At 35.3% G+C, this 25,785-nt stretch carries 16 protein-coding genes, 6 tRNA genes, 3 rRNA genes and 1 pseudogene; 23 read left to right on the top strand and 3 right to left on the bottom strand.

Features of this window, described 5'->3' with window-relative positions:
* The first annotated feature begins 3 nt into the window (after positions 1 to 3).
* On the top strand, positions 4 to 504 hold the full coding sequence (locus ABLV95_RS08355; RefSeq protein ID WP_460872821.1) for an Asp23/Gls24 family envelope stress response protein: 501 nt from the start codon (positions 4 to 6) through the stop codon (positions 502 to 504).
* A gap of 373 nt (positions 505 to 877) precedes the next feature.
* On the opposite strand, the gene ABLV95_RS08350 is transcribed toward ABLV95_RS08355, so the two are convergent.
* Positions 878 to 2,839 (bottom strand): IucA/IucC family protein, encoded by a 1,962-nt coding sequence (locus tag ABLV95_RS08350; protein ID WP_460875335.1) that lies wholly within the window; start codon positions 2,837 to 2,839, stop codon positions 878 to 880.
* Positions 2,840 to 3,269: 430 nt separating this feature from the next.
* On the opposite strand from ABLV95_RS08350, the gene ABLV95_RS08345 reads away from it, so the two are divergent.
* From ABLV95_RS08345 to ABLV95_RS08335, 3 genes are all read left to right on the top strand, one after another.
* Entirely contained in the window at positions 3,270 to 5,027 is a 1,758-nt protein-coding gene (locus tag ABLV95_RS08345; protein ID WP_427706762.1) for an IucA/IucC family protein, read from the top strand.
* Positions 5,028 to 5,029: 2 nt separating this feature from the next.
* Entirely contained in the window at positions 5,030 to 6,091 is a 1,062-nt protein-coding gene (locus ABLV95_RS08340; protein ID WP_427706764.1) for an alanine/ornithine racemase family PLP-dependent enzyme, read from the top strand.
* 493 nt (positions 6,092 to 6,584) lie between these two features.
* Complete coding sequence (locus ABLV95_RS08335) at positions 6,585 to 7,958, top strand: YjiH family protein (RefSeq protein ID WP_285323800.1); 1,374 nt, start codon at positions 6,585 to 6,587, stop codon at positions 7,956 to 7,958.
* A 140-nt stretch (positions 7,959 to 8,098) separates the two neighbouring features.
* Here the strand turns inward: ABLV95_RS08335 and ABLV95_RS08330 are convergent, their stop codons facing one another.
* Positions 8,099 to 8,413 (bottom strand): heme oxygenase, encoded by a 315-nt coding sequence (locus ABLV95_RS08330; protein ID WP_046465798.1) that lies wholly within the window; start codon positions 8,411 to 8,413, stop codon positions 8,099 to 8,101.
* Between the two features lie 170 nt (positions 8,414 to 8,583).
* A complete protein-coding gene (locus ABLV95_RS08325; protein WP_002507009.1) occupies positions 8,584 to 8,844 on the bottom strand; it encodes a SunI/YnzG family protein in 261 nt (86 codons plus the stop codon).
* Positions 8,845 to 9,021: 177 nt separating this feature from the next.
* Here ABLV95_RS08325 and ABLV95_RS08320 point away from each other — a divergent pair, with 177 nt between their 5' ends.
* The 19 genes and pseudogenes from ABLV95_RS08320 to glmM all read left to right on the top strand — a co-directional run bounded on the left by ABLV95_RS08320 (position 9,022) and on the right by glmM (position 25,742).
* Positions 9,022 to 9,525 (top strand): metal-dependent hydrolase, encoded by a 504-nt coding sequence (locus ABLV95_RS08320; protein ID WP_285323802.1) that lies wholly within the window; start codon positions 9,022 to 9,024, stop codon positions 9,523 to 9,525.
* A 114-nt stretch (positions 9,526 to 9,639) separates the two neighbouring features.
* Positions 9,640 to 10,827, top strand: coding sequence for a UTP--glucose-1-phosphate uridylyltransferase (locus ABLV95_RS08315; protein WP_427706766.1), 1,188 nt, complete (start codon positions 9,640 to 9,642; stop codon positions 10,825 to 10,827).
* A gap of 19 nt (positions 10,828 to 10,846) precedes the next feature.
* A complete protein-coding gene (trhA, locus tag ABLV95_RS08310) occupies positions 10,847 to 11,530 on the top strand; it encodes a PAQR family membrane homeostasis protein TrhA (RefSeq protein ID WP_427706768.1) in 684 nt (227 codons plus the stop codon).
* A 375-nt stretch (positions 11,531 to 11,905) separates the two neighbouring features.
* Positions 11,906 to 13,234 carry a multidrug efflux MFS transporter SdrM gene (gene sdrM / locus ABLV95_RS08305; protein WP_460875331.1) on the top strand — a complete coding sequence of 443 codons (1,329 nt, stop codon included), beginning with the start codon at positions 11,906 to 11,908 and terminating at the stop codon, positions 13,232 to 13,234.
* A gap of 237 nt (positions 13,235 to 13,471) precedes the next feature.
* Positions 13,472 to 13,923 (top strand): annotated as a pseudogene (locus ABLV95_RS08300) (SepA family multidrug efflux transporter).
* Between the two features lie 339 nt (positions 13,924 to 14,262).
* On the top strand, positions 14,263 to 15,327 hold the full coding sequence (locus ABLV95_RS08295; protein ID WP_277582589.1) for an Mrp/NBP35 family ATP-binding protein: 1,065 nt from the start codon (positions 14,263 to 14,265) through the stop codon (positions 15,325 to 15,327).
* Positions 15,328 to 15,821: 494 nt separating this feature from the next.
* A 16S ribosomal RNA gene (locus ABLV95_RS08290) occupies positions 15,822 to 17,374 on the top strand.
* Positions 17,375 to 17,663: 289 nt separating this feature from the next.
* Positions 17,664 to 20,588 (top strand): 23S ribosomal RNA (locus ABLV95_RS08285).
* A gap of 81 nt (positions 20,589 to 20,669) precedes the next feature.
* Positions 20,670 to 20,784, top strand: a 5S ribosomal RNA gene (gene rrf, locus ABLV95_RS08280).
* The 16S, 23S and 5S rRNA genes sit together here with 6 tRNA genes alongside, the layout of an rRNA operon.
* Before the next feature lie 11 nt (positions 20,785 to 20,795).
* Positions 20,796 to 20,870 (top strand) — tRNA-Asn (locus tag ABLV95_RS08275).
* A 3-nt stretch (positions 20,871 to 20,873) separates the two neighbouring features.
* Positions 20,874 to 20,945 (top strand) — tRNA-Glu (locus ABLV95_RS08270).
* Positions 20,946 to 20,953: 8 nt separating this feature from the next.
* Positions 20,954 to 21,029 (top strand) — tRNA-Val (locus ABLV95_RS08265).
* A 16-nt stretch (positions 21,030 to 21,045) separates the two neighbouring features.
* A tRNA-Tyr gene (locus ABLV95_RS08260) sits at positions 21,046 to 21,129 on the top strand.
* Positions 21,130 to 21,133: 4 nt separating this feature from the next.
* Positions 21,134 to 21,208, top strand: a tRNA-Gln gene (locus ABLV95_RS08255).
* Between the two features lie 4 nt (positions 21,209 to 21,212).
* Positions 21,213 to 21,285: transfer RNA gene (locus ABLV95_RS08250), tRNA-Lys, on the top strand.
* A gap of 289 nt (positions 21,286 to 21,574) precedes the next feature.
* Complete coding sequence (rocF, locus tag ABLV95_RS08245; protein WP_046466187.1) at positions 21,575 to 22,480, top strand: arginase; 906 nt, start codon at positions 21,575 to 21,577, stop codon at positions 22,478 to 22,480.
* 137 nt (positions 22,481 to 22,617) lie between these two features.
* Positions 22,618 to 23,424 carry a diadenylate cyclase CdaA gene (cdaA, locus tag ABLV95_RS08240; protein ID WP_460872819.1) on the top strand — a complete coding sequence of 269 codons (807 nt, stop codon included), beginning with the start codon at positions 22,618 to 22,620 and terminating at the stop codon, positions 23,422 to 23,424.
* A gap of 1 nt (position 23,425) precedes the next feature.
* Entirely contained in the window at positions 23,426 to 24,358 is a 933-nt protein-coding gene (locus ABLV95_RS08235) for a CdaR family protein (RefSeq protein WP_427706772.1), read from the top strand.
* Between the two features lie 28 nt (positions 24,359 to 24,386).
* Entirely contained in the window at positions 24,387 to 25,742 is a 1,356-nt protein-coding gene (gene glmM, locus ABLV95_RS08230) for a phosphoglucosamine mutase (protein WP_427706774.1), read from the top strand.
* The last annotated feature ends 43 nt before the right edge of the window (positions 25,743 to 25,785 follow it).

The raw sequence follows: 25,785 nt of genomic DNA, 5'->3' as shown, positions 1-25,785 counted from the left end.
AATATGGCAGTAGATAATAACAAAGCAAAACAAGCATATAATAATCAAACTGGAGTTAATGAACAAGAAGTAGAAAAACAACAACAACAACAACAACAAGAACCGGAATTTTCAAATAAGTTATCATTTTCTGATGAAGTAATTGAAAAAATTGCAGGTATCGCGACGCGTGAAGTAAGTGGTATTTTAGAAATGAAAGGCGGATTCGTCGATAGTATTTCTAACTCATTCGGAAGCAACGAGAACGTTTCAAGAGGCGTAAGCGTTGAGGTTGGAGAAAAACAAGCGACTGTAGATTTGAAAGTAATATTAGAATATGGTGAATCAGCACCTAAAATCTTCCGTAAAGTAACAGACTTAGTTAAAGAACAAGTTAAATATATTACTGGTCTTGACGTAGTTGAAGTTAACATGCGCGTTGAAGATGTAATGACTAAAAAAGAATGGTCTCAAAAAAATGAAAAAAGCCAAAGCTCAAATAACGAGGAAAAAGGCTTACAATAATTAATTGAGTATCAAACTAAATAAAAACCGCTAAAGTAATTTGCTTTAGCGGTTTTAAAATGTCGAAAAACCAATTACTATAAAAGTAATTATTTTGTGTTTATAGATATTATTCTCTTGAGACTATCTTTGTTCATTCATTTCACTGTTTAAAGCTTATATGAAATGAATATTTTTTGCTAATTCAATTATACTCATTTCTATGTGTGTTGGCCTTTATAAGAATACAATCAATGAATCATAATATTATTTAAAAAATGGCAGTGATTTGGTCCGACTCCTACGGGAAAAATACTGGCCGAAGACTACAGGCTGAGACATATATTTTGTCTCAGCCTGTTTTAATTATTAATAAAGCCTTGATATACTGTTTTTAATGAGATGCATGACTCCGATGTAAGGGGTTATTCACTTGTATATAAGTATAAATATCTGCTTCATCTTCTAGCCTCATCGTTGTTACACATTTATAGTCAATTTTAGGCGCAAATAATAGTGCTCGAATTGCATCAATTCTTTTAGGATCATCCATAGTATCAGCAATGACATTTAACTTGTTAGCCAATAGATCACTGACAGTTGACCAGATACTTTGTTCTAAATCATTAATAGCACTTGATTTTGCTAAACTACAGATCAATTCTCCAAGATGGTTTTGAATACTAGAATAAAATACTTTATTAAAAACAGTTTGTGATTGATTCGTTAAAATTAAGGATTTCTCATGAAAATTTTGAGTGTTATATCCCTGGTGATTCAAATAAGCTTCATCAATACGTAAGCCTTCAAAATCACGAACATATAATTTGTTTAATGAGCCATCACTATTAAATGTAGCGATAGTATTTTGTAAATGTGCTTCGAGAGCGATGCCGTATTTAATGTATAAAGGTAGCGTAATATCAATTAGTGCTTGGCTATAATGTTCCATCCAAGCGATACATGCTTCTTTATAAGAATCACAAGTATGTGTTTGTGCATACTTTTTGATAAGTGTATTGATCGGTGTTTCATAGTTATAAGCATAGTTGGCGACTAAACTTGATGGAATCATAGGCGTTGTTTTATTATCAATAAGATCATAAATATTAGTTCTAAATAACGAACCTAATTGTTCACTTCTAATAGTTTGGATATCACGTGAATCGTCTGTTTTAAAAAAGTGGATGCCAGCAATTTCATCAATCGTATCGCCGGCAATATTATGAAATAAGGTATCGTTATGTTTAATATCATTTAAAATTTGTGTGACTTGAGGGCCATTAATTGTTGTTTGTTCTGATAAAGTTCTAATTTCACCTGTGATGTGCACATTAGTGGATAGTTTAATGTGGGGTGAAGTTATAGGTAGTTTTGGCATGAGTGTTCTAAACGATAGACCGACGTGATAATCAAGTTGGTAGCGTATTGGAATGATTCGTTTTTCTTTAAGCTCATTGGCATATTGATTGGTTAATATTTTATTATACTGCCATGGATGTACGACCATGATATAGTATGTATCAATAAACTCAGAACCAACCTCTTTTAAAACTTCAGAATATAAGTCTTCGAATAAACCATATAAAGTTTCATTGTAATTTTTGGATAATGATTCAACTTTTGCAATATCTTTATGCATTAAGATAAATTTTAAGCCTATAGCATTGTTGAACTCAGAAGAATAATTAATTGTAGTTTCGGGTGTCATGCCTTTACGCAATTTTGCACCAGGATGTAAGGGATGTCCTTCAACGACTGCTTGTTCGGATCTTAAATAACTATCTTCTGCTTCCATAATTACTTGACCAAGAGGTAAAGTTTCATCGGCTAAGGTAATCGTTTGAAAGCTAAGTGAAATAGCCATATTAGCTACGCTATTATTTATATCTTCTCTAAATTGATGACTCGCATCATTATCAAGTGTTGGTGCTTCGGTTAAAATACAAGTTAATATCTCTTCTGGATGTAAAATCCTTTCAAAATTATCCTTATTTTCAAAATAAAATGGTCCTTCAACATCAATTCTATCGAATGCATGTATTCCAGTAATAGGTGCATATAAAGTTTTTTGAGTGTGTGGGAAAGCTATTTTTAATGTTTGTACCTGATTAGTTGCTAAGTTTACTGGTGCATCTTTTGTTGCAATTATGTGACTATAATCGCGACTATTAATTAAGTTTTCTCGATGTAAAGAAGTGATGAGTCGGCGGGATATTTTATCTCTACTGACTAATAACGTTTTAACAAATGCATCACGCCATTCATCGTTGATAGATTCTAAATAGGTTAAGGCATATTGTTCATCATTAGTTAGTTTGTTAATTGAATTGTTAAAGTCTATGTTTGAATTCATAAGGCACCTCTTAAAATTATTTTACAAAAGCATAAGGTATTTATATAATCTATATTAGTTGCATTGATAATTGTTATCAATTATCAAATTAAGTGCGGATTTTAGCATAGTATTATTTAGCTAAATTGTATGAAATATGAAAGATAACAGTTTCATCATTTATATTTACCACTCTTCTATGTATTTTAACATCTCAAAGTGAATGAACACCGTATCATTTATTTTTCAGTACCGTGTTGATTTTGGAAAATAGAGGGAAAATAGGGAATATTAAAATGAAAAAGTAGAAGTACATTACTTTAAGTACAATAATCATGCGCTTTACAATAGAATTTTTAGATATGATTAGCATAATAGAATTGAATACATTTGTGAATACAATATGATTCAGTATTATAAATAGACCGAGAAAAAATGGGGGCAATCTTGTATGACGGATCAGACACGGCAAACTGCAGATAAAAACGTACAGTACCGTATTTATAACGCGATTATTAAGGAACATATTTTTCCTGATAAAATGATAGTTAATGAGTTTGAAGATTGTATTGAATTACAATATCACGGACAACTTTTACAAGTGGATAAAGTACGTAAAAGTGATATGGAAAGATATGTATTTAAAGGAAAGATACGTTATATCAAAGGTAACACTAGAATGACAATCGAAACTGTAGAACAATTACTCGACGTATTGGACAACCAATTTGATATACCAATTAGCAACAGATTGAGAGAAGAACTGATTTCTAGTAGAGATGGCTTTGTATGGACGTATGATCATTTTTCTCATAGACAAGCATTGATTCATGCAACATTGAAATTTTCGAGAATGCCTGAAACTATTAATTTCTTTACCTGGTTAAAACATTTTGAGGATTCAGAAGAAATTAATGATTTAACTTATTCGGAGAGTATAGTTGTAGAAGGACATCCGACGCATCCCTTGTCTAAAACGAAATTGCCTTTAACAAAGGAAGAAGTGAAATTATATGCGCCAGAGTTTGAAAAGATTATTGGATTAAAAGTAATGCTTATTCATAAAGCAGATTGTATTACAACGTCAATGGAAGATGATGAACAATATATTTTGAATCATATTATTCCTGAATATCGTTATAAACTTAAAGCATTTTTAGAACCATACCAGTTTGAGCTAGAGGATTATAGAGTAGTACTCGTACATCCATGGCAATATGACAATGTGATTGTGCATCAATTTGCGAAGTGTATTAAAGAAGGAAGATTATTACCCACACCATTTGAAATAGAATCCAAAGCAACTTTATCATTTAGAACAATGGCATTAATCAATAAACCATTCCATATTAAATTACCAGTAAATATTCAAGCTACAAGTGCCATTAGAACCGTTTCTGCTGTGACGACAGTAGATGGGCCTAAACTCAGTTATGAATTACAAGATATGTTAGATCTATACCCACAATTACAAGTCGCCTTGGAGCCTTATGGTATTCATGTAAATATAGATGACGAAGCCGCACGTCAATTGGCTTGCATAGTGAGACACAAACCTTATATTGCAGATAATGGGACGACATTGGTGACAGCTAGTTTAGTTAATAAAAATCCAGTTGATAACCAAGTCATTGTAGACAGTTACTTGGAGTGGATGGGAGTAGGACCTACATCAATCGCCATCAAACAATTTATGTGTAGTTATGCGAAAACTTTAATCAAACCATTAATTGCATATATACAAGATTATGGTATTGCCTTGGAAGCGCATATGCAAAATACTATTGTAAATCTTGGACCGAATAATCAAATGAAATTTATCATCAGAGATTTAGGTGGTTCAAGAATAGATTTAGAAACTTTAAAGTATAAATTACCTCATATTGATATAACGAATACAAGTCTCATTGCTGAAAATATTGAAGCGGTGATCGAAAAATTTCAACATTCAGTAATTCAAAATCAAATCGCAGAACTGATTCATCATTTTTCAAAATATGATGAAGTAGACGAGAGGGCGTTATTCGAAGTAGTAGGTGACATAGTATACGAAGCAATAGATCCACAAAAAGCACATGCTCAAGTGTTGAAAGCAGTTTTGTTTGGACCTAAGATTTCAGTCAAAGCATTGTTGCGTATGAGAATGGAAAATAAAGTGAAACAGTACGTAACGATAAAATTAAAGAATCCATTATATAAAGAGGTGTAAACATGGCACAATTACAGATTAATTTATCTAAAATTCAATATAACGCCCATGTATTAAATGCCTTGTGCAGTCAAAATAATATTTGTTTTACACCTGTAACCAAGTGTGTGGCTGGCGATAGCAAAATTATAGAAGTGTTAAAAGACATCGGTATTACACACTTTGCAGACGCCAGAATTGATAATATTACGAAGAGTAAAGATCCAAATATATCTTTTGCAATGATAGGCACTACAAATCAATATGGACTTGAAGATGTAGTACGTTATACGAATATAAGCATTCAAACTGAGATAGCGACGATTCGACAATTAAATGACCTTGCAGGTAAACAAGAAGTGAAGCACCAAATTTTACTCATGGTGGATTGGAAAGATGCAAGAGAAGGCATCTTAACTTATGATGTAATTGATTATATTAAAGAAATAATTCAGATGCATCATCTTAATCTTGCGGGGTTAGCATTCAACTTTATGTGTTTTCAGTCGAATGCACCTACTGAGGAAGATGTGAAAATGATTAATCAATTTGTAAACTCTATTGAAGAAGTGACCAATATAAGATTTAAAATCATATCAGGCGGGAATTCAAGTTTGTTAACGCAAATGGCTTATAGTGATTTAGGTAAAGTTAACGAACTGAGAATAGGCGAAACGCTCTTCAGAGGAATTGAGACCTCAACAAATCATCCAATTGCAATGTTATATCAAGATACAATTATTTTAGAAGCAGAAATAGTAGAGATTAAGCCACGTATAAACTATGATACAGGCAAACAATATTTACAAGCTATCATTGATATTGGTAGCTTAGATACGCATGTCGAAACAATTACGCCTGTGCATCATCAAGTGAAAATATTAGGCGCAACAAGTGATCATGTCATGATTGATTTATTAAATCAGGATTTTTATCAATTAGGAGACAAAATACAATTTAGTCTAGATTATAAAGCTTTAGCACAAAGTATGTATATGCCTAATATAGCAAAGGTATATATACATGATGAAGGTATTGAGCAAGCAATTACAAACATTAAAAATCAAGTGTTTAATTCATTGTAAAAAGCATTAAACATTAAAAAGATTTTATTATTTTCATCAGTTGCTTCAATTTCAGTCGTAGGAGGAATGCGTTTTTTTGGCTTATTGCATAGCATGGGGCACAAAAAATAGTCGAGCATAAGCACATCCATACCCTACTTATTTTAGGTTTGATTAGTGTACGCCTATTGACCATGAGTGATGTGTTAGCAAGAGATACGCACTAACTTATAGATATTACTGTCGATATAATTGTTGTTGCTGTCGGCACTCGATACGCTTTAATTTATTAAGAAAAATATAATTCAAAAATAAATTGCAAAAGTAAGCGTTTTCATATAAAGTGTAATTGACCCTAAATAAGATTAGGGTCAATTATTTTATTTATACATATACAAGAAGACAATAAAAACCTAAATTTATTGATTTACATATTTATACATAATAGGTTATAATTATTGCTGTTGCTTTTTTAAGTGTATATAAAAATATAAACACCTAAGGGGTGAATGAAATGAATAAATATAGTAAATCACAATTAGTGCGAGGTAGGTTAAAGTTCATAGTCATGTCATTGATTGGTATTATCTTGTTTTTGGTACCTATTACTGTGACTGAAGATGGTGTTAAACAAACCACATTACCCGTCGCGTTTTTAGCAGGACTATTGCAAGATGTACTCGGGGACGCCATGCCATTAATTATTGTTTTGATTATCACAATATCAGGCATATTATCAATTTTATGTTCCACAATATTGAAAAATAAATTAGAACCGGAAGGACTTTTATATAATGCATTTAATGTGAAAATCGTCTGGTTGTTATTAAGAATATTAGCAGTTGTTTTTGTATGGATGACTTATTTGAAAGTCGGTACTGAAGTAATTTATTCTGCAGATACTGGCGGGCTTGTATTTGAAAGTCTATTGCCAACATTAGTTGCTGTGTTCTTATTTGCAGCATTATTTTTACCATTACTTATGGAATATGGATTGTTAGAATTTTTAGGGCCAATCTTTAGACCTATTATGAGACCTTTATTCACATTACCAGGACGTTCTACAGTAGATAACTTAGCATCGTTTATCGGAGATGGCACAGTAGGGGTATTAATAACAAGTAAGCAATATGAAAGTGGTTTTTATTCTAGACGTGAAGCGACAGTTATTGCTACTACTTTCAGTGTAGTATCTATAACATTTGCAATCGTCATTGCAGAAACAGTACATATGCAAAACCATTTCTTCTATTTCTACTTCTCAGTTATTGTTTCGTGTATTGTTTGTGCATTGATTTTGCCAAGAATTTGGCCATTAAAATCTATCAAAGATGAATATTCAAAAGAAGTATCTGAAGAAATGAGAACTGAAAAATTACCAGAAAATAAAACTGCATTAGGTCACGGTTTTGACATGGCGACTGAAACAGGTATCAATGCGCCAGGATTCAAATCATTTTTCAAATCTGGACTTAAAACAGTTGTAGATATGTGGTTTGTTATTTTACCAGTTGTTATGAGTATTGGTACACTAGCGACAATCGTTGCGACATACACACCGATATTCGCAATTATTGGTAAACCGTTTGTACCATATTTAGAATTACTGCAAATTCCTGAAGCCGCACAAGCATCAGAAACAATATTAATAGGCTTTGCCGATATGTTTTTACCATCTATATTAATTGAAGGTGTAGGTAATGATATTACATTATTCGTTATCGGTGCATTAAGTATTAGTCAGTTAATCTACTTATCAGAAGTAGGTGGAGTGATACTAGGCTCAAAAATTCCAGTCAGTATCTTTAAACTGTTTGTTATTTTCTTAATCAGAACAATTATTGCATTACCAATTATAGCGTTGATGGCGCATCTGTATTTTAATTAGTTTAAAACAATATGAAATATGAATAAGCAACAATCGAATATGAATATAATAAAACACCCCAAAAGTTAGATGAAATCTAATTTTTGGGGTGTTTTGCAATATTGATTGTTTTCTTGATTTAAACTTACAAAATCATTTGATTAATTAAGTGTTGATAAAACATTAGCTTTAACAACTTTATTCCCTATGACTGGTGAATCTTCGCTTTTAGATTTTGACTTACCTGCGTGTGCTTCTTTAAAAGCATCACTCTCTAGCCATGCTTTGAAATTATCTTCAGAATCCCACCAAGTATTCACATACATCTGATCGTGGTCTGTTTCGTCTTCAATAAGCCAAACTTCAACTTTACGAAAGCCTTCTAATTCATTAATTTTGCCCTTTTTAGTAAAATTAGGCGCCATTTTCTCTGCAAACCCTTTTTTTACATCAATTCTATTCGTAACAACGTACATGATATGCACCCACTTTCTAAGATTTAGCTATAGTATATCATCATTGTGAATTAGAGGTTAATTGATATCCCTTATTCAAGTTAAATAGGTTTAAGACGTAATTAATATAAAAAAGACGAAATTCTAACGTGGGATTAGAATTTCGTCTTTTTGTTGTTAATTGTTTAATACTATTTTGTTACTTCATTATATACTTTTTGATCATTTTGCGTATAAATAATGTATTCATGGTCATTAGTGTCGATGATAACACGGTTCGTTTTTCCGAAAGTAGAACCAATTCTCGAAACTTTATTTCTATCTAATTTTGGAATTTCATGGATATTTTGATCTTGTGAAATGTTCTTAATATCACTTGTTGGAATCTTAATATCTGCAACTCTCCATTGAATTCTTACTTCATTGTTATCTTTTTTAACTGTCATTGCCATATCTAGAACACATCCTTTAATTAATTTATAGCTACATCATACAACAACATGCAATCGTTTTCAAGTAATTGTGTGATACTTTTTGTGAATATGTTATACTCAATGCTTTGTTACGAAAGTACGTTCGCATTGATATAAAAGATATGATAAAATATATTGCGATAAGGAGAAGTGAAAATGACAGGTAAAACCCACGCATCATGCGGTTTATTAGTAGGCGCATTAACTATAGAATATTTCCATACAGATTTGTTTACATCAATTACGGTTATAACGCTTGCGGTTATATCAAGTTTATTACCTGATATTTGTCATGCACAGAGTAAAATTGGTAGACGATTAAAAGTTTTGAGCTTTTTTATTAGAATATTATTTGGTCACAGGACATTTACACACTCACTATTATTTATTTCAATTATAATTTGTCTATTATATGCTATCCAAACACCAATTTATTATTTAATTACGATTATATTCGGATTGCTATCTCATGTTATACTAGATATGTTAACACCTAGGGGAGTTAAATTTTTATATCCTATCCCTATCAGTGTGAAATTCCCTTTGGTTTTTAAAACAGGTGGTCTCGTTGATTTATCACTTGCGAGTGCGTTAACTATAGGCGCAACTTATGTGTTTTTTCAACCGTTTATTAATCAACTGTTTTTTAAATGGTTATGATTAAGGTTGTGCATATAATCATAATAATATAAAGTACAAATAGTGAAATTATATATTCAAGTCAGTAATAAGATATTATTTTTATCTAATATTTGAATATTAAGGAGAGAGAACATGCTAGATAAGAAAGGTTTAGAAAAGTTTAATCAAGACCATTTAATTGAATTTGAAAAACTAATGAGTACAAATGAAAAAGAACAATTAGCTAATAAAGTAGACTCTTTAAACTTATCTGATATTCAAGATTTATATGAAGATTTATATGTAAATAAAAAAGTAATCGATGATGTTTCTTCTATTAATGAAGTGAAATATGAAGTTAAAAAAGAATTTACAGAAGAAGAAATCAAAAAATATGAAGAAGTTGGTTTAGACGCAATTCAAAAAGGCAAATTTGCAGTGTTATTAATGGCAGGTGGGCAAGGGACGCGTTTAGGTTATAAAGGACCTAAAGGTTCGTTTGAAATTGAAGGCGTTAGCTTATTTGAAATTCAAGCACAGCAATTAATAGCATTAAAAGAACAAACAGGTGTAGCTGTCGATTGGTATATCATGACTAGCAAAGTAAATGACAAAGAAACACAACTGTTTTTCGAAGCTAAAGATTATTTTGGATATGATAAATCACATGTGCACTTTTTCAAGCAAGAAAACATTGTTGCCTTATCTGAAGAAGGCAAGTTAGTTTTAGACGTAGATGGTAACATCCTAGAAACGCCTAACGGTAATGGTGGCGTGTTTAAATCACTCAAAAATTCAGGCTATTTAGATGAAATGACAGACAATGGTGTGGAATATATTTTCTTGAATAATATTGATAACGTTCTTGTGAAAGTATTGGACCCATTATTTGCAGGTTATACATTCCAAAAAAGTATGGATATCACTACAAAATCAATTCAACCTAAAGAGGGTGAAAGTGTAGGTAGATTAGTTACAGCTAATCAAAAAGATACTGTACTTGAATATTCAGAATTAGACCCTGAAGTTGCTAATGAATTTAATAACGCTAATATAGGAATACATACATTTAAACTTTTATTTATTAACAATGTGGTTGATCATGCATTGCCATATCATTTAGCGATTAAAAAATTAAAACAGCTAGATGATGATTTTGGCGTAATTGAGCAACCAACGCTTAAGTTTGAATTATTCTATTTTGATATTTTCCAGTATGCTAATAGCTTTATTACATTACAAGTACCGAGAGAAGAAGAATTTTCTCCTTTAAAAAATAAAGAAGGTAAAGATAGTGTTGAAACAGCTACAGCTGATTTGAAACGTATGAATTTGATTTAATAAAAGGGTGGTTACACTTATGTCTCATACAGTAGATGTAGATAATAGCAAAGTGGCTAAAACATTTAAAAATATTGTACCTTTAACGTTTGGTGAGGAAATTGGAAATGCAGTTTCACATGGGGTAGCCGCATTCATTGCTTTATGCGTATTGCCGTATGCGGCAATACAAAGTTTTATGGATCATGGCATATTAGGTTCGTTTAGCGTTTCACTATACGTGATCAGTATTTTTCTAATGTTTATATCTTCAACGGTTTACCATGCGATGCCTAATAATTCTTCACATAAATATATACTCAGAATTATCGATCACAGTATGATATATATCGCAATTGCCGGAACATATACACCAATATGTTTAGTGTTAATCGGTGGCTGGCTAGGATGGACTGCAATGGCAGTGCTTTGGGGTATTACACTCTGGGGCATTCTATACAAATCATTAGCTAAAAATGTTAGTCATAAATTAAGCTTAACAATGTATTTAGTTATGGGATGGATTGGCGTTTTATTTTTACCGACAATTATCTTCGATTCATCGGTAACATTTATGCTATTTATTCTATTCGGTGGGGTTGCTTATACGGTCGGAGCATGGTTCTATGCACAAAAAAATCGTCCATACTTTCATATGATTTGGCACTTCTTTATAGTGATTGCATCCGTATTTCATTTTATAGCTATTTTATATTTTATGTAATTTTTAAGAAAAATACATTGTGATTTAATAGTATCTAGAACATCAAGACAGGTTTTAGTCGCAGTTGTTATATTGGCGCTAGCTGTCTGATATCTAAATGAACTTATAACTAGTTTTTAAAGAACTACTGCTACATTTGTGAAGACGAGTAGTTCTTATGCAAGAACTTCAGTGCTTGTATTATTTTTTAGTAGGCTTTGTGGGGGCGGGAATATGAAATCAAATTTTAAATTTTGATTTCTATCCCGCTCTTTTTTTAAACAAATTATCATAAAGCATAGTTTTAATTTAACGAAGTAGATTTGAAACTGATTACAACATATTGATTTGATTATACTTGAAAGCATTTTAATTTGTTATGCAAGGAGGTAAATTATGAATGTTAAGTCTTTAGGTATCGTAGTTGCATTAATATTAATTATGTTTATGTCGGCCATAGAAACATCCATAGTTTCTTTGGCAATACCTACTATAAGAGATGACTTAAACGTTACTTCATCCATTTCACTGATTTTTGCAGTTTATTTTATTGCAATTGTCATAGCTAATCCGATTGTGGGAGAACTACTAGATAGAACGAAAATTATTTATATCACGCTTTTAGGATTATTGCTTTTTACTATAGGTAGTTTCTTATCCGGGATAAGTGGTACTTTCAGCATACTAATCATGTCCCGTTTCATACAAGGTTTAGGCGCCGGTGTAATGATGGCATTGAGTCAAATCGTACCTAAACTTGCCTTTGAAATTCCATTACGTTATAAAATTATGGGAATTGTTGGTAGTGTATGGGGGATTTCTAGCATTATTGGTCCAGTTTTGGGAGGAACTATTTTAGAATTTGCAACGTGGCACTGGTTATTCTTCGTGAATATTCCGATTGCAATCGCGACTATGGTATTGGTGATAATCACATTCCATTTTGAAAATGAAAATACAACTACAACGAACAAATTAGACGTGAAGGGCTTAATGTATTTCTATGTATTAATCTTCTTTTTAATGTTTACAGTTATGAATAAAGCGAATTTATATTTAAACATAATTTCACTTATCTTAGCTTGTGTAATGGCAGTAGTTCTTTACAAAAATGAAAAAAACGTAAAAACACCATTTGTACCAGTTGCAGAATTTAATAAGACGATTATTTTAATATTCTTCACCGATTTTGCTTATGCAATTATTCTGATGGGTTACAACTTATATATGCCTATTTATTTACAAGAGGAAATGGGTCTCTCACCATTACAAAGTGGCTTTGTAATATTTCCAATTTCATTCGCTTGGTTAGCGCTTAATTTTTCATTAGATAAATTAGAGGTTAGAATGAGTAGAAAAGGATTATATATTTTTGCATTCACATTATTAATGCTATGTGGCATTTTAGTATTTATAGGCACCGAGTCGCCATTATTTATAGCATTTAGTTTATTACTTGCGGGAGTTAGCTTTGGCACAGTTTATACAAAAGACAGTGTTATTACTCAAGAAGAGACTTCATTAAATAACATGAAGCGGATGATGTCGTTCTATACATTAACCAAGAGTTTAGGTAACTCAATAGGTTCTACTGTGATGGGTTACATTTATGCACTATCATTTACTTTTATCAGTCTACAAATACACAATGTTATCTTACTTAGTTTAGTTATATTGATTATACTAATGGTTTTATGGGCTGTAATTTATAGAGAACAGAAATAAAACTCGCATTAGTAAGCTATATCTATATAATTAAAACATGATGTACTTCATTAATAAACGTTATAATTTGAATAGTAGAGCTTTGTGTTAATTTGTATTTGGTAGTGAGTTGTTATAATGGTAATATAGTTTATGCGATTATAGTTTTAATAATAAAAAACCGGCGAGATTGTAATAAAAGTTAGGTGATTATTAAGCGGAATATCGAAATAGAGTGAAAAGGGAGGACAGTAAGCAATGAAATATATAAAATATTTATTTACAACGCTTATTGTACTTTCGGTATTTATTATTTCTGGGGCTATATTTTTAACATTTTTAGGATTTGGATTATATGGCTTGAGTAGAATCCTTATTTATTTCCACCTTGCGTATTTTGGATATAATAAAAACTTTTACGATAACTTAATTTATTATGGCAGTTATATTGTATTAGGTTATTTTAATTTGTTTATAATAGAGAATTTAATGGATTACTTTAGAAAAAAATACCAGATAACCCATATTTTAAAGGCATAACTTATCACTTAATTACTTTCACAGTAACAACTTTGTTATTTTACTTCATAGTGCATATCCATTATGCCTATATAAATATTGATTTTTGGGTGATTGTATTTATCATTGGACTCTTATTTATATGTAAGGAAATATTTTATCCAGATAGTGAAAACTTAAATGGAAAATAAGCAAGGTACTATAGAAAATCAATTCGGTTAATTGAAGTGTTTAAACTGTATTGATCATAAAGATTGAACATAGCATTAATATATATAGTAGAAACTGTAATATTGTAACCTTATCACTGATAATTAAAGTAACCATTTAAGAAGACAAGAATAATATCAATGAAATAGCAATTACTATAAGAAGTTAGTTTATTTATTCTTTAATAGAGAGTGAAGTGAGCTAACTTCTTTTTTAATAAGCTGATTATATTTATACTGAATATAAACTATTTAAAGCAAACTTAAGTTTTGTTTGTTAGAATATAAATAATGATTATTTTATAAAGAGGGGGACGCATTGTGTTAACGACTGAGCAAGTTAAAGAACTTGTTGGAGAATTAAAAGATCCAATAATAAATGTACCTTTAAAAGAAACCGATGGAATAGTAGAGGTTACTATTAAAGAAGAAATAGAGCATGTAAGTGTCAAAATAGCTATGGCTCAATTAGGGGGACAACCTCAATTAGATTTACAGATGGCCGTAGTTGAAGTGTTAAAAGAAAATGGGGCTAATACAGTTGGCATTAGATTTGAAGAATTACCATCTGATGTAGTAGAACAATATAGAGGTACGAGCGATGACGAGCAACAAACAATAGAAGGCTTATTATCTAAAGACAATCCTGTAGAGTTTATTGCCATCGCTTCTGGTAAAGGTGGCGTTGGAAAATCCACAGTAGCAGTCAATTTAGCAGTATCATTAGCTAGAGAAGGTAAAAAAGTTGGTCTAGTTGATGCTGATATTTATGGCTTTAGCGTTCCAGACATGATGGGAATTGATGAAAAACCAGGTGTACAAGGTAAAGAAATCATACCAGTTGAACGTCATGGTGTGAAAGTCATTTCGATGGCTTTCTTTGTTGAAGAGAACGCACCAGTTATATGGAGAGGCCCAATGTTAGGTAAAATGCTTACGAATTTCTTTGTTGAAGTGCGATGGGGAGATTTAGATTATTTGATTTTAGATTTACCACCAGGTACTGGGGACATTGCTTTAGATGTACATACGATGTTGCCATCAAGTAAAGAAATTATCGTAACAACGCCTCATCCTACTGCGGCATTTGTTGCGGCAAGAGCTGGAGCAATGGCAAAACACACTGAACACACGATTTTAGGTGTAATAGAAAACATGTCTTACTTCCAAAGTAAAGAAACTGGAAATAAAGAATATGTATTTGGAACAGGTGGCGGTGAAAAGCTTGCTGAAGAATTACAAACAGACTTATTAGGTCACCTACCATTAGAGCAACCATCATGGAATCCAAAAGATTTCGCTCCTTCTATTTATCAACCAGAGGATAGATTAGGAGAAATATACCAATCAATGGCACAACAAATCATTGAAAAGACTAGAAAATAGTAGCATTTAAGGAGTGGGTAGAAATTAATTTAATTTTTATCCACTTTTCTCTTGCAATTTTTTTGAATGGTGGTAGAATTATTTCTTGTGACCAACGAACGCATGATACAGCGTAAACGTAACAAATCACAATAAACAAAATAAAGTATTGACTTTCTCTTGTGAAATTGATATTATATAAAAGTCGTCAAAAACGACAAAAACATTATTTAATTCAATTTCGAAAAAGTGTAAAAAATATACTTGAAATTTTATAAGAAATACTTTAATATTATTAAAGTAATGTTAAATGATTGTTAAAGAATATTAATTTTTTATTGACACAACGTCAATTGAAATGGTATAGTAATAAAGCAATTATCCAAATGAACATTGAAAACTGAATTGCAATATGTCAACGTTAATTCCGAACGCAACATTAAATTGTTGGTTCAAACGTGTTAGAGATAACACACAAATTAGTATTTTATGAGCTAATCAAACATCATAATTCATTTATGGAGAGTTTGATCCTGGCTCAGGATGAACGCCGGCGGCGTGCCTAATACATGCAAGTCGAGCGAACGGATAAGGAGCTTGCTCCTTTGAAGTTAGCGGCGGACGGGTGAGTAACACGTGGGTAACCTACCTATAAGACTGGAATAACTTCGGGAAACCGGAGCTAATGCCGGATAACATTTGGAACCGCATGGTTCTAAAGTAAAAGATGGTTTTGCTATCACTTATAGATGGACCCGCGCCGTATTAGCTAGTTGGTAAGGTAACGGCTTACCAAGGCAACGATACGTAGCCGACCTGAGAGGGTGATCGGCCACACTGGAACTGAGACACGGTCCAGACTCCTACGGGAGGCAGCAGTAGGGAATCTTCCGCAATGGACGAAAGTCTGACGGAGCAACGCCGCGTGAGTGATGAAGGTTTTCGGATCGTAAAACTCTGTTATTAGGGAAGAACAAATGTGTAAGTAACTGTGCACATCTTGACGGTACCTAATCAGAAAGCCACGGCTAACTACGTGCCAGCAGCCGCGGTAATACGTAGGTGGCAAGCGTTATCCGGAATTATTGGGCGTAAAGCGCGCGTAGGCGGTTTCTTAAGTCTGATGTGAAAGCCCACGGCTCAACCGTGGAGGGTCATTGGAAACTGGGGAACTTGAGTACAGAAGAGGAAAGTGGAATTCCATGTGTAGCGGTGAAATGCGCAGAGATATGGAGGAACACCAGTGGCGAAGGCGACTTTCTGGTCTGTAACTGACGCTGATGTGCGAAAGCGTGGGGATCAAACAGGATTAGATACCCTGGTAGTCCACGCCGTAAACGATGAGTGCTAAGTGTTAGGGGGTTTCCGCCCCTTAGTGCTGCGGCTAACGCATTAAGCACTCCGCCTGGGGAGTACGACCGCAAGGTTGAAACTCAAAGGAATTGACGGGGACCCGCACAAGCGGTGGAGCATGTGGTTTAATTCGAAGCAACGCGAAGAACCTTACCAAATCTTGACATCCTTTGAAAACTCTAGAGATAGAGCCTTCCCCTTCGGGGGACAAAGTGACAGGTGGTGCATGGTTGTCGTCAGCTCGTGTCGTGAGATGTTGGGTTAAGTCCCGCAACGAGCGCAACCCTTAAACTTAGTTGCCGGCATTTAGTTGGGCACTCTAGGTTGACTGCCGGTGACAAACCGGAGGAAGGTGGGGATGACGTCAAATCATCATGCCCCTTATGATTTGGGCTACACACGTGCTACAATGGACAATACAAAGGGCAGCTAAACCGCGAGGTCATGCAAATCCCATAAAGTTGTTCTCAGTTCGGATTGTAGTCTGCAACTCGACTACATGAAGCTGGAATCGCTAGTAATCGTAGATCAGCATGCTACGGTGAATACGTTCCCGGGTCTTGTACACACCGCCCGTCACACCACGAGAGTTTGTAACACCCGAAGCCGGTGGAGTAACCATTTATGGAGCTAGCCGTCGAAGGTGGGACAAATGATTGGGGTGAAGTCGTAACAAGGTAGCCGTATCGGAAGGTGCGGTCGGATCACCTCCTTTCTAAGGATATATTCGGAACATCTTCCTTGAGAAGATGAAGAGGAATGACATTGACATATTGCATTCAGTTTTGAATGCTCATTACGAGTATTCATTGCGTTATTTTGTACATTGAAAACTAGATATGTAAGTAAAATTTATGATTTTACCAAGCAAAACCGAGTGAATTAGAGTTTTAAAAAGCTTGAATTCAAAAAAATAGAAATAATCGCTAGTGTTCGAAAGAACACTCACAGATTAATAACATTTTAGATTTTCAACCGATTTTTTTCGTGTTGAAGGTCGAAAAGATTAAGTTATTAAGGGCGCACGGTGGATGCCTTGGCACTAGAAGCCTACGAAGGACGTTACTAACGACGATATGCTTTGGGGAGCTGTAAGTAAGCTTTGATCCAGAGATTTCCGAATGGGGAAACCCAACACGAGTTATGTCGTGTTATCGATATGTGAATACATAGCATATCTGAAGGCAGACGCGGGGAACTGAAACATCTTAGTACCCGCAGGAAGAGAAAGAAAAATCGATTCCCTGAGTAGCGGCGAGCGAAACGGGAAGAGCCCAAACCAACGAGCTTGCTTGTTGGGGTTGTAGGACACTCTGTACGGAGTTACAAAAGAACAAATTAGACGAATCATCTGGAAAGATGAATCAAAGAAGGTAATAATCCTGTAGTCGAAAGTTTGTTCACTCTTGAGTGGATCCTGAGTACGACGGAACACGAGAAATTCCGTCGGAATCCGGGAGGACCATCTCCCAAGGCTAAATACTCTCTAGTGACCGATAGTGAACCAGTACCGTGAGGGAAAGGTGAAAAGTACCCCGGAAGGGGAGTGAAATAGAACTTGAAACCGTGTGCTTACAAGTAGTCAGAGCCCGTTAATGGGTGATGGCGTGCCTTTTGTAGAATGAACCGGCGAGTTACGATTTGATGCAAGGTTAAGCGGCTAATGTGGAGCCGTAGCGAAAGCGAGTCTGAATAGGGCGTTGAGTATTTGGTCGTAGACCCGAAACCAGGTGATCTACCCATGACCAGGCTGAAGTTCAGGTAACACTGAATGGAGGGCCGAACCGACTTACGTTGAAAAGTGAGCGGATGAGTTGTGGGTAGCGGAGAAATTCCAATCGAACCTGGAGATAGCTGGTTCTCTCCGAAATAGCTTTAGGGCTAGCCTTAAGTAATGATTATTGGAGGTAGAGCACTGTTTGGACGAGGGGCCCTTATCGGGTTACCGAATTCAGACAAACTCCGAATGCCAATCAATTTTATCTTAGGAGTTAGAACGCGGGTGATAAGGTCCGTGTTCGAAAGGGAAACAGCCCAGACCACCAGCTAAGGTCCCAAAATATATGTTAAGTGGAAAAGGATGTGGCGTTGCCCAGACAACTAGTATGTTGGCTTAGAAGCAGCCATCATTTAAAGAGTGCGTAATAGCTCACTAGTCGAGTGACACTGCGCCGAAAATGTACCGGGGCTAAACATATTACCGAAGCTGTGGATTGTCCGTAAGGACAGTGGTAGGAGAGCGTTCTAAGGGCGTTGAAGCATGATCGCAAGGACATGTGGAGCGCTTAGAAGTGAGAATGCCGGTGTGAGTAGCGAAAGACGGGTGAGAATCCCGTCCACCGATTGACTAAGGTTTCCAGAGGAAGGCTCGTCCGCTCTGGGTTAGTCGGGTCCTAAGCTGAGGCCGATAGGCGTAGGCGATGGATAACAGGTTGATATTCCTGTACCACCAAATTTCGTTTTAAGCGATGGGGGGACGCAGTAGGATAGGCGAAGCGTACTATTGGATTGTACGTCCAAGCAATGAGACTGAGTGTTAGGCAAATCCGGCACTCTTAAGGTCAAGTTGTGATGGGGAGAGGAAATTGTTTCCTCGAGTCGTTGATTTCACACTGCCAAGAAAAGCCTCTAGCTAGAATTTTGGTGCCCGTACCGCAAACCGACACAGGTAGTCAAGATGAGAATTCTAAGGTGAGCGAGCGAACTCTCGTTAAGGAACTCGGCAAAATGACCCCGTAACTTCGGGAGAAGGGGTGCTCTTTAGGGTTAACGCCCAGGAGAGCCGCAGTGAATAGGCCCAAGCGACTGTTTATCAAAAACACAGGTCTCTGCTAAACCGTAAGGTGATGTATAGGGGCTGACGCCTGCCCGGTCGCCGGAAGGTTAAGAGGAGTGGTTAGCTTCGGCGAAGCTACGAATCGAAGCCCCAGTAAACGGCGGCCGTAACTATAACGGTCCTAAGGTAGCGAAATTCCTTGTCGGGTAAGTTCCGACCCGCACGAAAGGCGTAACGATTTGGGCACTGTCTCAACGAGAGACTCGGTGAAATCATAGTACCTGTGAAGATGCGAGGTTACCCGCGACAGGACGGAAAGACCCCGTGGAGCTTTACTGTAGTCTGATATTGAAATTCGGTACAACTTGTACAGGATAGGTAGGAGCCTTTGAAACGTGAGCGCCGACTTACGTCGAGGCGTTGGTGGGATACTACCCTTGCTGTGTTGGATTTCTAACCCGCACCATTTATCATGGTGGGAGACAGTGTCAGATGGACAGTTTGACTGGGGCGGTCGCCTCCTAAAGAGTAACGGAGGCGCTCAAAGGTTTCCTCAGAATGGTTGGAAATCATTCATAGAGTGTAAAGGCATAAGGAAGCTTGACTGCGAGACTTACAAGTCGAGCAGGGTCGAAAGACGGACTTAGTGATCCGGTGGTTCCGCATGGAAGGGCCATCGCTCAACGGATAAAAGCTACCCCGGGGATAACAGGCTTATCTCCCCCAAGAGTTCACATCGACGGGGAGGTTTGGCACCTCGATGTCGGCTCATCGCATCCTGGGGCTGTAGTCGGTCCCAAGGGTTGGGCTGTTCGCCCATTAAAGCGGTACGCGAGCTGGGTTCAGAACGTCGTGAGACAGTTCGGTCCCTATCCGTCGTGGGCGCAGGAAATTTGAGAGGAGCTGTCCTTAGTACGAGAGGACCGGGATGGACATACCTCTGGTGTACCAGTTGTCGTGCCAACGGCATCGCTGGGTAGCTATGTATGGACGGGATAAGTGCTGAAAGCATCTAAGCATGAAGCCCCCTCAAGATGAGATTTCCCAACTTCGGTTATAAGATCCCTCAAAGATGATGAGGTTAATAGGTTCGAGGTGGAAGCATAGCGATATGTGGAGCTGACGAATACTAATCGATCGAAGACTTAATCAAATTTAAAAAGTGTTTTGTTTGGCATTATCAAATTTTACTTACTATCTAGTTTTGAATGTATAATTTTTATACAGTTCATTGTCTGGTGACAATGGCAAGGAGGTCACACCTGTTCCCATGCCGAACACAGTAGTTAAGCTCCTTAGCGCCGATGGTAGTCGGACTTACGTTCCGCAAGAGTAGGACGTTGCCAGGCAATTTAATTATTCCACAGTAGCTCAGTGGTAGAGCTATCGGCTGTTAACCGATCGGTCGTAGGTTCGAGTCCTACCTGTGGAGCCATATGGCCCCGTGGTCAAGCGGTTAAGACACCGCCCTTTCACGGCGGTAACACGGGTTCGAGTCCCGTCGGGGTCATACATATTGGAGGATTAGCTCAGGCGGGAGAGCATCTGCCTTACAAGCAGAGGGTCGGCGGTTCGAACCCGTCATCCTCCACCATTTTTAATTTAATAGCGGAGGGGTAGCGAAGTGGCTAAACGCGGCGGACTGTAAATCCGCTCCTTCGGGTTCGGCAGTTCGAATCTGCCCCCCTCCACCATTAATGGGCTATAGCCAAGCGGTAAGGCAACGGACTTTGACTCCGTCACTCGTTGGTTCGAATCCAGCTAGCCCGACCATTTAGAGCCATTAGCTCAGTTGGTAGAGCATCTGACTTTTAATCAGAGGGTCAGTGGTTCGAGCCCACTATGGCTCACTCTATAGCATTTCTCATAAGAGAAATGCTTTTTTTGTGCTGAAAATTAAAACTTCTGAAAATCTTTAAATGATAATATAATAAAAAAAGTGAAAAAAATCCTATACATTTTTATGATTAGAATAGTATGTAAAAGGCAATATAAGGCCTTTTTATGAATTATAAATCATTATACTGGTTTTATATGTAAAATGATGATTTTATAAAAAAATGATGATATTACATTAACTTGAAACATAAAGCGCTTTCGATTATTCTAGTAACAGATGAAAACAAAGGGGTTTTTAACATGAATAAAAAAATAGAAATAATTGGAGCACCATCAACATATGGACAAAGGAAATTAGGGGTTAACTTTGGTCCAGATGCTATACGATACGCAGGCATTGTTGATCGTATTAGAGCGATAGGCTTATCCGTTGTAGATTCTGGTAATATTGAAGTACCAGCAATTGATTTAGATAAGTTTAATTCAGAGCAAGAGGGCTTACGAAATTTAGACGAAATTATTACTGTTTCTAACAACTTAAGTGAAGCAGTTTCAAATAGTATTGAAAAAAATAATTTTCCATTAATTCTTGGAGGAGATCATTCAATTGCTATAGGTTCAATATCTGGCGTAAGTAAACACTATGATAACTTAGGCGTTATTTGGTACGACGCACATGGAGATTTAAATGTACCCGAAGAATCACCATCAGGTAATATACATGGTATGCCATTACGTGTACTTGCTGGAGATGGGGATGAGCGCTTAGTTAATATTTCAAATTATACACCTAAAGTGAAACCAGAAAACATCGTTCTTATAGGGATGAGAGATTTAGACGATGGCGAACGCCGTTACATAAAAGAAAATAATATTAAAACTTATACCATGGCGGAAGTTGATAGATATGGTATTAACCAAGTTATAGATGAAACGATAGAATATCTAGAACCTAAAACAGATGGTATACATTTATCATTAGATGTTGACGCGTTGGATCCTGTTGAAACGCCAGGAACAGGCACTAGAGTCTTAGGTGGTTTGACATATAGAGAAAGTCATTTTGCATTAGAGTTATTACATAACTCGAAGTGTGTGACTTCTATGGATATAGTTGAAGTTAACCCATTAATAGATCACACCAATGATACAGCTAAACAAGCGGTTGGTTTAGTAGGTAGTTTCTTTGGAGAAACGCTTCTATAATTAGTAATGAAACTGATATGGATATAATCCATATCAGTTTTTTTAATTTTTATTATAAAATTAAATACTAAATATGACAGTTGGCTTTATGATTGGTATAATATATAACATGGGAACAGATAACCGGAGGAGATGTTATGGATTTATCCAACTTTTTTGATGACTGGAGTACAGTAAAAATAATTGCAAGTGTACTCGATTTGCTCATAGTATGGTATGTACTTTATCTTCTCATTACAGTTTTTAAAGGTACCAAAGCCATTCAACTATTAAAAGGAATTGTCGTAATAGTTATTGGTCAACAAGTGAGTAAAATGTTAAATTTAACAGCCACAGCCAAATTGTTTGATTTAGTTATTCAATGGGGTGTGTTAGCTTTAATCGTAATATTCCAACCAGAAATTAGACGCGCATTAGAACAACTTGGTCGTGGAAGTCTATTTAAACGCTATTCAACTAATTTAAATAGTGATGAAGGAAAACTTATATCTTCTGTATCCAAAGCAGTGCAGTATATGGCAAAACGACGTATTGGTGCATTGATTGTTTTTGAAAATGAAACAGGATTACAAGATTATATCGAAACTGGTATTGCCATGAACTCGGAAATATCACAAGAACTTTTAACAAACGTATTCGTGCCTAATACACCTTTACATGATGGCGCGATGATTATACAAGAAAATAAAATTGCAAGTGTCGCGAGTTATTTACCATTATCAGATAGTGCCAAGATTGCTAAAAGCCTAGGTACAAGACATAGAGCGGCAGTTGGTATTTCTGAAGTATCCGATGCTTTTACAGTTATTGTGTCTGAAGAAACAGGATCAATTTCTGTTACATTTGATGGTAAATTAAGAAAAGATATTTCTAACGAAGCTTTTGAAGAATTATTGGCTGAACATTGGTTTGGCACACACTTTAACAAGAAAGGTGTGAAATAATATGCTAGAAAGTAAGTGGGGATTAAGGTTAATCGCACTTGTATTAGCGTTAGTATTTTTCTTATCAGTTAATAATATGTTTGGTAATATTTTTAATGCTGATAACTTAGGACAGAAATCTTCAGAAACAATTGAAGATGTACCTGTTCAAGTGAAGTATGACAACACATCATTGTATGCGAGTGAAGTTCCAAATAAAGTAGATGTAGAAATATCTGGACCACAATCACAAGTACTGAAGGCTGAAAATGGTGAAAGTATCAAGGCCGTATTAGACTTGAGTGAAGAAAAAGCAGGTAAGCATACTACACAATTCCAAGTGAATGGGTTAAATAAAGATATTGATTATAATGTGAAACCGAAAGAAACAACAATAAATCTGGAAGAGAAAGTAAGTAAAACATTAAAAGTAGAACCAGATGTAAGTAATAATGATTTGGATCCGGAATATAAAGTAAGTGAACAGAGCGTGTCACCAGAAACTGTTAAAGTGACTGGCGGTAAAAATCAAATTGATAAAATTGCTTATTTAAAAGCAACATATAAAAACAAAAGTAAAATTTCTAAAGACACAACAGATGTTGCACAAATTACTGCATTTGATAGAAACTTAAATAAAATTGATGTGATGGTTCAACCAAATGAAGTCAATCTAAGTGTGAAAGTAGAAGACTATAGTAAAAAAGTGAAAGTAAAAACTAAAGCAGTAGGCTCATTATCAAATGGTCGTGAAGTAGATAATATCGAATTAGATAATGAGGAAGTTGAAATTTATGGTAATAAAGAAGATCTAGAAGATATTGATGAAATTACAGCCAATATTGATTTGGATAATGTGGCAGGTTCTACTGAAAAAGATATTACGTTTGAAGTGCCTGATAAGGTTACTAAAGTAAGTCCTAAAGATACAACTGCAACAATTACAGTCAAATAGATTTTTTAAAATAAAGGAGATATATATAATGGCAAAATATTTTGGAACAGACGGCGTAAGGGGCGTAGCGAATAAAGAACTTACCCCTGAACTTGCATTTAAATTAGGACGCTACGGTGGTTACGTATTAGCACATAATGAAGGGGAAAAGCACCCTAAAGTACTCGTTGGTAGAGATACGCGTGTTTCTGGAGAAATGTTAGAATCTGCTTTAATTGCAGGACTTATTTCAATTGGTGCAGAGGTAATGCGTTTAGGTGTTATATCAACGCCAGGAGTTGCTTATTTAACTCGTGCAATGGAAGCTGATTTAGGTGTTATGATTTCTGCTTCTCATAATCCAGTTCCAGATAATGGTATCAAATTCTTCGGTTCAGATGGTTTTAAATTGTCAGACGATCAAGAACAAGAAATAGAAACACTTTTAGATCAAGAAAATCCCGACTTACCTCGACCAATTGGAGAAGATATCGTTCATTACTCTGACTATTTTGAAGGTAGTCAAAAATATATCAGTTATTTAAAATCAACAGTAGATGTAAATCTTGACGGTATGAAAATTGGCTTAGATGGAGCGAATGGCTCTACTTCATCATTAGCACCATTTTTATTCGGAGATTTAGAAGCAGATACTGTGACAGTTGGATGTAATCCAGATGGTTATAATATAAATAAAGAGGTTGGTTCAACACATCCTGAAACTTTAGCTAAGGAAGTTGTAGAATCTGAATGTGACTTTGGACTTGCTTTTGATGGTGATGGAGATAGACTTATCGCTATTGATGAAAATGGAGAAATCGTTGATGGTGATCAGATTATGTTTATTATCGGGCAAGCGATGTCTAAAAATCGTGAACTTAACAACAACATGATTGTTTCAACAGTGATGAGTAATTTAGGTTTTTATAAAGCTTTAGAAAATGAAGGTATTCAATCAAACAAAACTAAAGTTGGAGACCGCTATGTTGTTGAAGAAATGAGAAGAGGCAATTATAATTTAGGTGGCGAACAGTCTGGTCATATCGTGCTTATGGATTATAATACGACAGGTGACGGCTTATTAACAGGTGTACAATTGGCAAGTATTATTAAAATGACTGGTAAGAGTTTAAGTCAACTTGCGGGCCAAATGAAAAAATATCCTCAATCATTAGTCAATGTACGTGTTACAGATAAATATCGTGTAGAAGAAAATATTGATGTTCAAGAAGTAATGACAAGAGTTGAAGTAGAAATGAATGGCGAAGGCCGTATATTAGTAAGACCTTCAGGTACAGAACCACTTGTTCGTGTAATGGTTGAAGCTTCAACTGATGAAGATGCACAACGTTTCGCGCAAACAATTGCAGATGTTGTACAAGATAAAATGGGATTAGACGAATAAACAAATTCCAATTTTGATTAAAATAAAAAAGCTTGGAACAAGT

The sequence above is a fragment of the Staphylococcus sp. Mo2-1 genome (genome assembly GCF_046721385.1).
GTDB classification, from domain to species: Bacteria; Bacillota; Bacilli; order Staphylococcales; family Staphylococcaceae; genus Staphylococcus; species Staphylococcus equorum_A.
Note: the sequence above shows the minus strand (reverse complement) of the source record. Positions and strands in the feature narration are given on the sequence as shown.

Coding starts and splice junctions, on each gene's coding strand:
- ABLV95_RS08355 (WP_460872821.1), top strand. CDS start 4: ATGGCAGTAGATAATAACAAAGCAAAACAAGCATATAATAATCAAACT.
- ABLV95_RS08350 (WP_460875335.1), bottom strand. CDS start 2,839: ATGAATTCAAACATAGACTTTAACAATTCAATTAACAAACTAACTAAT.
- ABLV95_RS08345 (WP_427706762.1), top strand. CDS start 3,270: ATGACGGATCAGACACGGCAAACTGCAGATAAAAACGTACAGTACCGT.
- ABLV95_RS08340 (WP_427706764.1), top strand. CDS start 5,030: ATGGCACAATTACAGATTAATTTATCTAAAATTCAATATAACGCCCAT.
- ABLV95_RS08335 (WP_285323800.1), top strand. CDS start 6,585: ATGAATAAATATAGTAAATCACAATTAGTGCGAGGTAGGTTAAAGTTC.
- ABLV95_RS08330 (WP_046465798.1), bottom strand. CDS start 8,413: ATGTACGTTGTTACGAATAGAATTGATGTAAAAAAAGGGTTTGCAGAG.
- ABLV95_RS08325 (WP_002507009.1), bottom strand. CDS start 8,844: ATGGCAATGACAGTTAAAAAAGATAACAATGAAGTAAGAATTCAATGG.
- ABLV95_RS08320 (WP_285323802.1), top strand. CDS start 9,022: ATGACAGGTAAAACCCACGCATCATGCGGTTTATTAGTAGGCGCATTA.
- ABLV95_RS08315 (WP_427706766.1), top strand. CDS start 9,640: ATGCTAGATAAGAAAGGTTTAGAAAAGTTTAATCAAGACCATTTAATT.
- trhA (WP_427706768.1), top strand. CDS start 10,847: ATGTCTCATACAGTAGATGTAGATAATAGCAAAGTGGCTAAAACATTT.
- sdrM (WP_460875331.1), top strand. CDS start 11,906: ATGAATGTTAAGTCTTTAGGTATCGTAGTTGCATTAATATTAATTATG.
- rocF (WP_046466187.1), top strand. CDS start 21,575: ATGAATAAAAAAATAGAAATAATTGGAGCACCATCAACATATGGACAA.
- cdaA (WP_460872819.1), top strand. CDS start 22,618: ATGGATTTATCCAACTTTTTTGATGACTGGAGTACAGTAAAAATAATT.
- ABLV95_RS08235 (WP_427706772.1), top strand. CDS start 23,426: ATGCTAGAAAGTAAGTGGGGATTAAGGTTAATCGCACTTGTATTAGCG.
- glmM (WP_427706774.1), top strand. CDS start 24,387: ATGGCAAAATATTTTGGAACAGACGGCGTAAGGGGCGTAGCGAATAAA.